This is a genomic window from Quyinboa mangrovi, from assembly GCF_042219825.1.
In the GTDB taxonomy this organism is placed as follows: Bacteria; Bacteroidota; Bacteroidia; order Bacteroidales; family UBA5342; genus JBHJHP01.
In genome coordinates, this window is the sequence record NZ_JBHJHQ010000007.1 from 239,111 (window position 1) to 252,017 (window position 12,907).

Here is a 12,907-nt window from a genome sequence, read left to right on the forward strand (position 1 = left end):
TCTACCAGGGTTCTTCAGGAATCACAAAGATGCAAATGATGTAGGCAATAAGTCCTCCGCCCCACAGAGAGAGGACAACCCACAGAATTCGCATAATAACCGGGTCTACATTAAAGTATTCACCCAATCCGCCGCAAATGCCGGCTATCATCCTGTCGTTACGACTTCGGTATAATTTTTTAGTATTCATCTTTGCTGTTTTTACAACAAATATACTGTCGGTCCGGCTCGATGTCCAGAAAGAATAGATGAAATGAGGAATTTTGTCGGTTAAGTTATGGAATCAGGCTTTGCGAAGTTCGAGCAGCGTAATTTCAGGAGGCATACCGATGCGCATCGGTATCCCGATAAAGCCGAGCCCCCGGTTCACATATAAATGGCGGTCGCCTTTGGTATAAAGTCCATCCCAGTACCGGTATTTCCATTTGGCCGGACTCCATTTAAGATTTTTATAGCTGATTCCCATTTGCATGCCATGGGTATGACCTGCGAGGGTTAGTTCTACATTTGAATCCGGTAATATCTCGGCTTCCCAATGATCCGGGTCATGCGACATTAATATTGTAAAATCATCTTTCGATATGCCTTTCAGTGTCTTTGTCAGGTCTCCATATTGTGGAAACGGAGGTAAACCCCAGTTTTCGTTACCGGCCAGCTTAATGGTCTGATTGTTTAAAACCAGGTCTACATTCTGATTCCTCAGTAGTGTGAACCCAAACCGTTTATGAGCCTGGACGATTTCATCGAAGTTGCGTTTTTTTGCTTCTTTGGATTTCCAGCGGCTGTAATTCCCGTAGTCGTGATTCCCCAGTATAGAGTATTTGCCGTATTTAGCTTTGAGCTTATTAAATACAGGAGCCCAGCCAATGGTTTCATCACTGAAGTTATTGACGAGATCACCGGTAAAGAGAATCAAATCAGGATTCTCGTCATTGATCATATTAATAATCGGATACAACCGATGATACTCCTTGTTATAATTGCCCAGATGAATATCCGATATCTGAATAATTTTGTAACCATCGAAGGCATCCGGCAGGTTTTTAAATTTAACGGGAGCATGCTTTACATAATAGTTGAAACGGCCTTTAGCCATTCCATACAGCATGGAAGCAAAGGGTATTGCAGCCATCAGCAGACCTGCTTTGCCTAAAAATTCCGAACGTGTAATCTTGTCTCCTTTACGGGGACGGCGCTCACTTTTAAGGTTTACAACAAACTGCCGGATCAGATTATAGATTGTATTCAGAAGGATGAAAAAAAGGTAGATCAGTTTTGGTACATATATCAGCAGGAACATCCCTATAATCCACATAAAATGGTAATAATAGTTTCCCGTGTCAGCCTGTTTTAACAATGAAAAATAATAGACAAAGATCACAGAGAAAGCTACAGGAATAATCCAGTAGACGGTAAAAAAAGATAGTTTAATGAGTTTTTGCTTCCGGGTCATCCAGCGGTTGATGTACTTATAGATTAGTCCGTCAGCAATGAATAATAAAGCAATAATTACAAATAAAAACCAAAAATCAGCCCTCATTCCCTTTTCTGAATTTGGAGGGCAAAAGTAATATAATTCTTTTACTAAGGTGTTTCAAATTAAATAATTAACAAAAATTGCCTGTTGTTAAGATTTTGAATGTTGTGGTAGTGCAACCCGAAATCGTACTACCATGATAACATCCTTAAATATCCTTTTTAAAACACCGCTTCCTTTTATGCTGAATATGATCGAACGATTTCCACATCTGTATGGCTACAAAATTATTCTCGAGCATAGCTGTTGTTTCAACATATTTAATTCCTGCTTTATTGGCTGTCTTCCATAAATCATTCATCATTAGTGCTGCCACGCCCCGTTTTTGAAACTCCGGTACGACCCCAGTGAGCATCAGGTCCATTTCATCCGGATTTTTGAACGCCTGCATGATATGATACCACCCAAACGGGAACAGCTTTCCTCCGGCTTTTTGCATCGCTTTTGATAATGACGGCAATGCAATCAGGAACCCGATCATTTTATCATTCTCATCTACCACAAGTTTTACATATTGTGGTAAAAGAATGGGATAATATTTGTCGATGTAAAAGGTGATAACCTTTTCCGGCAATTCATATGTTCCGAACAGTTCAGTAAATGCCTTATTAAACAATTGAAAAATCTGTTCCTTATAAGGATCAAGTTCTTTTTTCGATTCAAATTCAAGGCTTCTTAGTTTGAACCGGTCACGTAACAAATCAGCCACACGAAATGATTTTTCAGGCAGGGCTTCAGGGAAGGTGATCCTGAATTCCAGCCAGTCTATTTCCTTTTCAAAGCCTAATCTGTCGTAATGCTTTTTGTAATAAGCAAAGTGGTAATCCGATGCTACAGCAGGCAGCCATTCGTGGCCTTCAATAAGTAGGCCCTGGTGATCCAAATTTGAAAATCCAAGCGGACCCATCAGGGTTTGCATGCCTTGCGATTTTGCCCATTCTGTAAAGGTTTCAAATAATTTATCTGCCACTTCTTCGTCGTCAATAAATTCAGGCCGTGTGAACCGTGCTATTTTTTCACCGGTCTTTTCATTGCGGGCCGGAATAATTATTCCTCCAATGCGGCCAACCGCTTTGTTGTCACGGTAGGCAACCCAGAATTTTGAAACAGCAAATTCCATGGCAGGATTTGTTTCGGGCGAAAGTGCTTTCTCCTCGTCTTTTTTCATGGGTGGAACCCAGTACGGATCGTTCCTGTATAATTTGTACTGAAAATTTACAAAATCCTTAATCAGTTTGGTTGAGTTTACCTCTTTAATTATGACTGCCATGATGAATTGTATTTTAAGCTGTGAAAATAATAATTTTTAACGCTTCCAGGAAAATTCATTTCATATATCATATCATTCAGGCTATAATTCCGGTCTTTTTAAAAAAAACCGTATATTCGGGAGTTTTAAATCTAATCACGAAATCGTAAGTTTAATAATATGGAAAAGGTAGTTTTAGGAATAGATATTGGTGGAACCAATACTGAAATAGGTTTTGTTACGGAAAAAGGAGAAGTGGTTGCCACAGCTCACACGCCCACGTTAACCAATACGGATTTCAAACATTATTTTAATGCGCTGGTTAAGGCTATTCGAAGGGCAGAGCAGTCTCTTAAGGGAAATTACAAAATTGCTGGTGCTGGTATTGGTGCTCCGAACGGAAACTACCTGAATGGTTGTATTGAGAATGCCGTAAATCTGGGCTGGGGAGATAAAGTACCAATCATCGATATGTTAAAGGAAGAATTTGACTATGACGTATGTGTGCTTTCCAACGATGCCAATGCAGCAGCCGTAGGCGAAATGATCTTCGGTGGAGCCAGGGATTTTAAAAACTTCATTATGTTAACCCTCGGAACCGGACTTGGAAGCGGAATTATTATAAACGGACAGTTGGTGGTTGGAACAGATGGCAATGCGGGTGAACTGGGCCATCTAACCGTTGTCCCGGGTGGCCGTGAATGTGGTTGCGGTCATCTTGGGTGTCTGGAAAATTATTGTTCAGCTACGGGCATGGTAAGAACAGCGCTTGAGTTTATGGCGTATAATAAGGTACCAAGTGTTTTGCGAGATTTCAAAGCGTCGGAGCTGACATCCAAAGATATTTTTGATGCTGCACAGGCAGGGGATTCTATCGCGCTGGATACATTTCAGTATACCGGTGAAATTCTGGGTGCAGCCATTAACGATATGATTACTTTCTCAAGTCCTGAAGCCATTGTCCTTTTTGGCGGACCAACAAAAGCAGGTGATTTTATCCTTAACCCAACTATAGAATCCATGAAGGCCAACAAGCGCAAGTTTATGAAAAACGACGTAAAAGTTTTGATTTCCGAACTTGACGGAGCACAGGCTGCCGTGTTGGGCGCTGCAGCCATGGCCTGGAACGATATTCAGTAAGGCAAGTCATGAGTGCCCGGTCTCTGATACTCACAATCCTGTTGTTGGTGCCGTTAATTCTGCCGGCTCAGGATGATGTGTTCATAACCGAGGAGGACGATCTGCCATACTACGGATTCTTTGTTCCGATCAATGTTGTTGCCAACCGTAATGAATCCCCGTTGAAGGGAGGGGCTGGTTTTGGATTTATGTATGCATCGAATCCCTTACCCAATAAAGCAGTTTATATGGGAGGAGAGTTTTCGTACGTATTTATGGGAAGTGATAAAATCACGTATAACGAAGATGAATATCTCTCCAGTTCTGCGTCATTCTGGAACCTGAATTTATTGTTGCAATACAGAATTTTCAGGCATAATAAATTCGGGGTTTACCCGGAAATTTCTGCAGGTTTGCTCATGCCGGGTTTTTCATCTACGTATAATGTTTACGATTATCAACAGGATGACTATGTGGGTTCATTAGAGAAAATAAGGCTGTTTCTTACCCCAAATTCCGGTATTGGTCTTGGCGTCAGGCTGTTTGAATATGTTGATGTTAAATTCAGGTACAGCGTAAGTATGCCTGTTAAGCATTTTCACCCGTCCGATGTGTATGAGGTTGGCTCAAAAATTTTCTATCCTTATGTTAAGAAGCCCATCAACAGATTTGAAATAAATCTGGCGGTTATGGTTAATTAAGCTTATTATGACTGAATTTTACTAAATTTACAGGAGTCAAAACTGAAATGAATGGCTGCAAAAATTAAAAAGAAACATTTTGGATACCTGTACCGGGCTTTATTATTTATGGGTGCGGTGGCATATATTTTATATCTGTTCCCAAGGGAAGGTAAGTTTCGTTATGAATATCAGAAGGGCAGAACATGGCAACACAGTACGCTTTATGCCCCGTTTGATTTTCCGGTTATGAAGTCGCAGCGGGAACTGACGGCAGAAAAAGATACACTTTTAAAGAATCACCATCCCTACTATAAAGTTTCATTAAAGGAAACTGAAGATATTGAAAAGCAGATTGATAAGCGCTTCGATCTGGAATGGCAGCAGTATGACCTTCAGGAGAATAAGGAACAGTCGTATCTTGATGTGGTGAATAAACTTGTTGATGATACCTATTCGCAGGGTGTAATTTCATATTCCGATTTTAACCAGTTACAGATTGACGGACAGGAAGCCGTTGTGGTGATAGGAGAAGATTTTGCCAAAACAATATCAATTTTCGATCTGCAAACATCGAAAATGGCGTATGAAAAGATCATGAACGCTGTTGCAAAAATTGATTCTCTGCCACGATTTTCGGAGTTTGTGACCAGTCTGGATCTGAACCAGTATCTGGCATCGAATCTGGACTTTGATAAGGAACTGACCACAAAGTCAAGAGAAGAGCTTTTGGATAAAGTTTCTCTTAGCAGCGGACTGGTGAGGGCCGGTGATCCGATTGTGGATCGTGGTCAGCGCATTGATGACCAGGTTTTTAAGGTGTTGGAGTCTTTCAGAACGGCTTATGAAAGCAGACTTGGATCATCAGAAAAGCGGGATATTATTATTTTGGGTCAGGGAATTATTATTACGGTATTGCTGACAACCTTCTATACTTTTCTGTTTTTCTATCGCATTGATATATTCAATAATAATCGTGATATCACCTTTATTGTTTTCAATATACTGATATTTATTACCATTACGGCATTGCTAAGGAGGTTTACATCTCTGTCGTTATATCTGATTCCGTTCGCTATTTTACCCGTTGTATTGCGTACGTTTTTTGACTCACGAACCGCGATTTTTGCAAATGTGATTACCATCCTGCTGGCCTCCTTCTTTGCAGGAAACAGCTTTGAATTTATATTGCTGGAGATAACAGTTGGTATGGCTGCGGCTTTCAGCCTGAAAGAGTTGTATAACCGTGGACAGTTGTTCCGTGCGAGCATTATCGTATTTCTTTCCTACTGTTTGATCTATCTTGGGCTTGCACTTGTACAGGAAGGGAGTTTCAGTCAGTTGGTGCTGGAATATAAACACTTTTTGTATTTTGTGCTTAACGGACTACTGATGTTGTTTGCCTATCCGCTGATTTACATTTATGAAAAGGTGTTTGGCTATTTATCGGATGTGACGCTTATGGAGTTATCCGATACCAACCATCCGCTGTTGAGGCGTCTTTCTGAAAAAGCACCTGGTACATTTCAGCATTCCATTATGGTGTCGAACCTGGCACAGGAAGCAGCCATAAGAATTGAGGCAAATCCGCTTCTGGCACGCGTCGGAGCACTGTATCATGATATCGGTAAATCGGTTCAATCCGTATATTTTACCGAGAACCAAACAGGGCATATAAGTCCGCATAGCTCGCTGGAACCGGAAGAGAGTGCGAAGATTGTCATAGACCATGTAAAAGAAGGGGTGAAGCTGGCCAATAAATACGGATTGCCTAAAATGATTACAGATTTTATTTTAACACATCATGGCTTAGGTAAAACAAAGTTTTTCATGATCCAGGAAGCCAAGGCTCATCCTGATAAAGAAATTGACGAACACAAATACATGTATCCCGGACCGAATCCGTTTACAAAAGAAACGGCCATTTTAATGATGGCTGATTCTGTTGAGGCGGCCAGTCGGTCTCTGGAAGAATATACCGATGAATCCATTAATAACCTGGTGGAAAAGATCGTTCAGAATCAGTTGGATGAAGGTTTCTTTAAATTTGCGCCTATTACCTTTCTGGAAATAGAAAAGGTAAAAGAAACCTTTAAAGAAAAGCTAAAGAATATTTATCATACCCGTATTGCGTATCCAAAGGAAGCACTGGAATCAAAAAAGGATAAACAGAATAAGACTAACAGTACTGATGAGAAGTAAGGTTCTGTGGCTCGCGGTTCTGTCTTCTGTTTTGCTGAATGGTTTTGTGTTTGCCCAGTCCACAACCGTTGTTGCAGGCAGGGAAAGTTCACTTGCCGGGCGAAAACTAAAAGTTCAAAGTTTTAATCAGCAGATTTTTATTCATCCGGTCACGCTTGATACAACCACTGCAGACAGTACCGGTGCATTTCTTTTCAGGTTTAATATTCAGGGAGTGAGATCTGCTGAACTGAATCTGGGCTCCTTTACCTTACAATTTTTCGTTGATCCGGGCGATAGCTTATTCCTGCATTTACCTGAATATTCGCCATTAACACGATCGCAGTTGTACGATCCTTATTTTAAACCCGATGTTTATCTGTATGTGCCTGACGGGGAAAAATCCGGTCCGTTGAATGAAAAAATTCTGACGTTTGAAACCTGGTATGATTCGGTTTATCAGGCTTCCATGAAATCGGTTGTGGTTTATCATAATGATTCGGTAGTGGCAGACACCTGGCTGAAAAATTTCGGATCAATGCCCAGAAACAGTTTTATGGATGGTTACAAATGGTTTTCTTCTGCCTCGCTATACCAGATGGCTTATCCGTACGCAAAAGATAGTCTGATAAAATTGTATTTCAGAGGATCGGGACCTGATTTGTATAATCCTGCGTTCTGGAGTGCATTCAATGCCACGTTTAAATCTGCCATTATTGAAGAAGGGAACAATACCATATTTAAAAGTGTGGTGGATCCTGTATGGAAAGGCGATTACATTGGGCTGCGTCGGGCGATAAATTTATTTTACAGGTTAGAGAATGATGCAATGAGCGATTTGGTCACGCTGAAGGGTGTGTATGAGGTATGGTTCCTTTTCCCTGATCTGCATCCCATGCTGGAAAAACTGTTGAATAATGGATTAGGATATATTCAGGATTCCAAAATAAGAACGATGGCAACAGATATGCAGCGGGAGTTGACTGCCTTGCTACCCGGAAAACCCGTGCCGGAATTCACTTTGAAAGATGTGCGTGGTGGCTCAGTTAACCTTTCCCGTCCCGGGAATTATGTTTTGTTGGGATTTGTAAGTCCCGAACTTTTACAGTGCCGTAAAGATTTTATGGTTCAGGATGAAAAGGCTGAACTTTTCGGTGATCATTTAACAATGGTTAATGTGGTTTTGTATCAACCTAAAAAGGACTTTCAGGAATTTATGAAATCTTACCAGGGCAAAATACGGTTTGCATATCCGGATCAAACCGAAAAGCTGGTGACCGGTTTTAACGTAAAAGGCTTGCCTGAGTATTATCTTATAAGCCCTACAGGTACTATTATTGCTGTGCCACAGCACGTGGGATTAGTACAAATGTTCGAAAAACTTGAAACTTTGTATAAATAAGGGCACTCCTGATTTTTTTCATACTTTTTCCATCGCCTGACCCATATATTTGTTACCGCACACAAGTCAGAAAAACGGGTGTTTTACAACTATGCCCGAATTTTTAAAATTTACAGATTAACATGGGAAAAGGATTTTATCACGTACCGGTTGCAAAAAATGAGCCTGTGATGAGTTATGCTCCGGGTTCGAAAGAGAGAGCAGCGATAAAAAAGAAATTGGCTGAAATGAAAGCAGTGACAGTGGATATACCAATGGTTATTGGGGGTAAAGCTGTTTACACTGAGGTAAAAAAAGACATTCGTCCGCCGCACGATCATAGCCATCTTTTGGGACAATTTAATTACGGCGATCAGTCGCATGTAAAATTGGCTATTGAAGCTGCATTGGCAGCAAAAGAAAAGTGGGCTGCTCTGGAATGGCAGCACCGTGCCGCCATATTTTTGAAATGTGCAGATTTAATTGCAGGTCCTTACCGCGATAAAATCAATGCAGCTACCATGCTGGGACAGTCAAAAAATATTTTCCAGGCCGAGATAGATGCAGCCTGCGAAATGGCTGACTTTTTCAGATTTGGAGTCAAGGAAATGGTTAAAATGTACGATATGCAACCAGAGTCTTCTGCCGGTATCTGGAATTATAATGATTTTCGTCCGCTGGAAGGTTTTGTGTTTGCGCTCACACCATTTAACTTCACCTCAATAGCCGGGAACCTGCCTGCTGCGCCTGCCATGCTTGGCAATACAGTGGTTTGGAAACCATCGCGCACAGCGATTTACTCGGCTCATGTATTGATGGAAGTATTCATTGAAGCAGGTGTACCTGCCGGTGTCATAAATATGATTTTTACATCGGGACCTGAAACTGCTGAGGTGGTTTTTGAACATCCCGATTTTGCAGGAATCCACTTTACCGGATCAACGGGAGTTTTTCAGGGCATTTGGAATACCATTGGTAAGAACATTCATAAGTATAAAACATATCCACGTATCGTGGGTGAAACAGGTGGTAAGGACTTCATCTTTGCCGATCCTACAGCAAACCCACAGGCTGTGGTTACTGCTATGACCCGAGGTGCATTTGAATACCAGGGGCAGAAATGTTCTGCTGCATCCAGGGCTTACATTCCAAAATCGATATGGAGTGAGGTTAAAGAAGGTGTTGGAAAAGATCTGGCTGCCATTAAAATGGGTGACCCGGAAGATTTCTCAAACTTCGTGAATGCCGTGATTGATAAGGCATCTTTTAACAAACTTTCCGGCTATATCGGGGAAGCTAAAAAATCGGCTGATGCTGAGGTGGTGTTTGGTGGTGTATGCGATGATTCCAAAGGATATTTCATTCAGCCCACTATCATTGAGGCAAAGGTTCCGGATTACATCACGATGCAGGAAGAATTGTTCGGTCCTGTGCTAACGGTTTATGTCTACGATGATGAAAAAATGGAAGAAACACTGAACATCCTTAACAGTACTTCGATGTATGCACTGACAGGAGCTATTTTCTCTCAGGATCGTTATAACATCACACACATGGTGAAAAAGCTGGAGAATGCTGCAGGAAACTTCTATATCAACGATAAACCAACCGGTGCCGTAGTTGGACAACAACCATTTGGTGGTTCAAGAGGATCGGGTACAAATGATAAGGCAGGCTCTATTTTCAATATGCTGCGCTGGGTAAGCGTTCGCACTATCAAAGAAAATTTTGTGTCGCCCAAAGACTTCCGGTATCCTTTTATGGATGCGGAATAACCATACCAATATTTTTTTTACCATAAACAGGCGGCATTTTGTCGCCTGTTTTCATTTATGAACAACCAGTAGCCTGACAAAAAATATTTTGCCAACTTCTGATATCATTTTATAAATCTTGCCTTCTTACTTTTTTAGGTTAAATTTGGGTCTTTAAAACGTAAACATGTATTTCAAAGATATTGCCGGACAGACTGTCGTGAAACAACAATTACTGGATGCCTTTAAAAAACAGCGCATTCCCCATGCCATGTTGTTCAGTGGACCCGAAGGAAACGGGAAGCTTGGTCTGGCAATTGCTTTTGCCCGGTACATCGCCTGTAAGAACCGCACAGAAAACGATGCGTGCGGTACATGCCCGTCGTGTGTAAAATTCAATAAACTGGAACATCCGGACATGCACTTTGTGTTCCCGGTGGTTAAAAAGAAGGGTAAACAAGGTATATCTGACGAGTTTGTAGAAGAATGGAGGTCTTATATTATTGGATCACATTATGTGTCTATTAATGGCTGGATGCTGCAGATTGATGCCGAAAACAAGCAGCCCATTATTTACACTGAGGAAAGCGAGTCGATTGTTAAAAAGGCTAATACAAAATCCTACGAAGGTGGTTACAAGTTCATGATCATCTATTATCCTGAACGTATGCACCTGAGTTGTGCCAATAAGTTGCTGAAGCTGATAGAGGAGCCGCCGGACAAAACATTGTTTATTCTTGTAAGCGAAAATTCAGATCAGTTGCTGACGACAATTCTGTCGCGATGCCAGATTATCAATATCCCTCGCATTGCAGATGAAGAACTGAAAACGGCGTTACTTGAATCTGAAGATATTGAAGATTCCAGGGCTGATGAGGTGGTTCGTCTGGCAGGAGGAAATTTTGTAAAAGCCAGGGAGTTGATTTCTCAGTCAGAAGAAAACCGGGCTAATCTGGAATATTTTATCAGATTGATGCGTCAGGCTTATGGCCGTGATATTGTGTCGCTGAAACAGTGGACGGAAGAAATGGCATCTTCGGGAAGAGAGAATCAGAAAAACTTTCTGAACTTTACACAACGGCTCATCAGAGAGAATTTTATATTAAACCTGAAGCAGGAGGATTTGAATTACATGAGTGCAGAAGAACGTAATTTCTCGGTGAAGTTTTCGCCGTTTGTGAATGAACGTAATGTGATAAAAATTTATGAAGAGCTTGATCTGGCGCAACGGCATATTGAACAAAACGTACACGGGAAGATGGTTTTTTTTGACCTGTGTCTCAAAATGATCATGTTGCTTAAGTCCTAATTAAAAGCTACTTTTGCATATTTAATACTAAATTATTAGTGATGGAGGAACGAACTAACGGAGGGTTGGAAAACAATAACATAAATCCCAATATCAACATAAAATCCGATCAGTTACAAAGTTTCAGGCTTGATGCCCAGAAGCTGAGTGTACACGATTGGTTAAGTGATTTGCCTGAGGCTGTTCAGGCCAGTGATCTTGTAGAAGTTCAGTTTAAAAATACACGAAAAGGCTATTTTCGCAATTCGGCCAAACTAAAGTTGACAATTGGCGATATTGTGGCAGTAGAATCGTCTCCCGGGCATGATATCGGAGTGATAACACTGATGGGCGAACTGGTGTTGCGCCAGATCCGTAAAAACAATATAGATACAAACCGGTATGAAATAAAACGCGTCTATCGGGTCGCCAAACCCAACGATCTTGAAAAGTGGGAAAAAGCCAGAGCAAGGGAACATAACACCATGATTCGCTCACGCCAGATTGCCAAAGATCTTGGACTTGATATGAAAATCGGTGACGTTGAATTTCAGGGCGATGGCAATAAAGCCATTTTCTACTACATTGCGGATGGGCGTGTGGATTTCCGCCAGTTGATAAAAGTGCTGGCGGAGGAGTTTAGGGTCAGAATAGAGATGAAGCAGATTGGCGCAAGACAGGAAGCAGGACGTATCGGAGGTATTGGTCCTTGTGGCAGAGAATTGTGCTGTTCATCATGGATGTCAAAATTTACATCAGTAAGTACAGCTGCTGCGCGTAATCAGGAGCTATCGTTGAATCCACAAAAACTTGCAGGTCAGTGTGGTAAACTGAAATGTTGCATGAATTATGAACTGGATAACTACCTGGAAGCCAGGAGTGAATTGCCGGATACCAACATCGCGCTTGAAACGAAAGATGGAAGGTATTTCCATCAGAAGACAGATGTTCACAAAGCATTGCTAACCTATCTGTCCAGCGGTTCTAAAGGACCTAATATGGTGACGATTTCTGCTGATCGCGTGAATGAGGTGATCCGAATGAATAAGAAAGGTAAAATGCCTGATAAACTGGAAGCCAAGGCAACGGTTGAGGCAGCACCTGAAGTTGGTTACGATAACGTGGTAGGGCAGGATGACCTGCACCGGTTTGATAATAAAGCCCGTAAAAAAAGGCGCAAACCAGGCAGAAATAAAAGGAATAACAGACAGAATGGTCAGAATAATAACCGGAACAACAATACTCAGAATTAGGAAACTGATTACGTTTGGTACGTTATCGTTATTACTGTATGCCTGCGATCCACACATGGTGTACGATACCTGGAACACCATTCCTGATAATTCATGGAATAAGGATAGTGTGACTGTTTTCAACCCCAACATACTCGATACGATAAATCCGGTAAATATTGTTATAGGTGTACGTAATACAAACGACTATCCATATAGTAATCTTTGGTTGTTTGTCACTACCAAAACGCCATCCGGAATGTCACTAAAGGATACCTTTGAAGTCGTTCTTGCTTCATCTTACGGTAAATGGTATGGCTCAGGATGGGGAAATACGTATACATCACTGCATTATTATCAGCGTAACGTTATTTTGAACGAAAGTGGGGAATATACTATTTCATTGCAGCACGGCATGCGCAAAGATAACCTGGAGGGCATTAATGCTGTCGGGCTCAGGATTGAAGAGGTACAATCTGAATAAAG

The 12,907-nt window shown here is 41.3% G+C and carries 11 protein-coding genes; 8 read left to right on the forward strand and 3 right to left on the reverse strand.

Features of this window, described 5'->3' with window-relative positions:
• Position 1 precedes the first annotated feature (1 nt).
• From ACE1ET_RS16070 to ACE1ET_RS16080, 3 genes are all read right to left on the reverse strand, one after another.
• Positions 2-190, reverse strand: a complete 189-nt coding sequence (locus ACE1ET_RS16070) for a PspC domain-containing protein (protein WP_375729441.1) — start codon at positions 188-190, stop codon at positions 2-4.
• Between the two features lie 93 nt (positions 191-283).
• Entirely contained in the window at positions 284-1,540 is a 1,257-nt protein-coding gene (locus ACE1ET_RS16075) for a metallophosphoesterase (protein ID WP_375729442.1), read from the reverse strand.
• 145 nt (positions 1,541-1,685) lie between these two features.
• On the reverse strand, positions 1,686-2,807 hold the full coding sequence (locus ACE1ET_RS16080; RefSeq protein ID WP_375729443.1) for a GNAT family N-acetyltransferase: 1,122 nt from the start codon (positions 2,805-2,807) through the stop codon (positions 1,686-1,688).
• Between the two features lie 159 nt (positions 2,808-2,966).
• Between ACE1ET_RS16080 and ACE1ET_RS16085 the strand changes: the two genes are divergently transcribed.
• The 8 genes from ACE1ET_RS16085 to ACE1ET_RS16120 all read left to right on the forward strand — a co-directional run bounded on the left by ACE1ET_RS16085 (position 2,967) and on the right by ACE1ET_RS16120 (position 12,905).
• On the forward strand, positions 2,967-3,926 hold the full coding sequence (locus ACE1ET_RS16085; RefSeq protein WP_375729444.1) for an ROK family protein: 960 nt from the start codon (positions 2,967-2,969) through the stop codon (positions 3,924-3,926).
• A gap of 8 nt (positions 3,927-3,934) precedes the next feature.
• The gene (locus tag ACE1ET_RS16090) at positions 3,935-4,606 is read left to right on the forward strand and encodes a hypothetical protein (RefSeq protein WP_375729445.1); all 672 of its coding nucleotides are present in this window, start codon (positions 3,935-3,937) and stop codon (positions 4,604-4,606) included.
• A gap of 51 nt (positions 4,607-4,657) precedes the next feature.
• Complete coding sequence (locus ACE1ET_RS16095; protein WP_375729446.1) at positions 4,658-6,787, forward strand: HD family phosphohydrolase; 2,130 nt, start codon at positions 4,658-4,660, stop codon at positions 6,785-6,787.
• Positions 6,777-8,168 carry a TlpA family protein disulfide reductase gene (locus tag ACE1ET_RS16100; RefSeq protein WP_375729447.1) on the forward strand — a complete coding sequence of 464 codons (1,392 nt, stop codon included), beginning with the start codon at positions 6,777-6,779 and terminating at the stop codon, positions 8,166-8,168. Before ACE1ET_RS16095 ends, ACE1ET_RS16100 begins: the two co-directional genes overlap by 11 nt.
• A 122-nt stretch (positions 8,169-8,290) precedes the next feature.
• Complete coding sequence (gene pruA / locus ACE1ET_RS16105; protein ID WP_375729448.1) at positions 8,291-9,922, forward strand: L-glutamate gamma-semialdehyde dehydrogenase; 1,632 nt, start codon at positions 8,291-8,293, stop codon at positions 9,920-9,922.
• Positions 9,923-10,088: 166 nt separating this feature from the next.
• The gene (holB, locus tag ACE1ET_RS16110; RefSeq protein WP_375729449.1) at positions 10,089-11,210 is read left to right on the forward strand and encodes a DNA polymerase III subunit delta'; all 1,122 of its coding nucleotides are present in this window, start codon (positions 10,089-10,091) and stop codon (positions 11,208-11,210) included.
• A 41-nt stretch (positions 11,211-11,251) separates the two neighbouring features.
• Positions 11,252-12,442, forward strand: coding sequence for a PSP1 domain-containing protein (locus ACE1ET_RS16115; protein ID WP_375729450.1), 1,191 nt, complete (start codon positions 11,252-11,254; stop codon positions 12,440-12,442).
• The gene (locus ACE1ET_RS16120; protein ID WP_375729451.1) at positions 12,402-12,905 is read left to right on the forward strand and encodes a gliding motility lipoprotein GldH; all 504 of its coding nucleotides are present in this window, start codon (positions 12,402-12,404) and stop codon (positions 12,903-12,905) included. The genes ACE1ET_RS16115 and ACE1ET_RS16120 overlap by 41 nt, the downstream gene beginning before the upstream one ends.
• Positions 12,906-12,907: the final 2 nt, after the last annotated feature.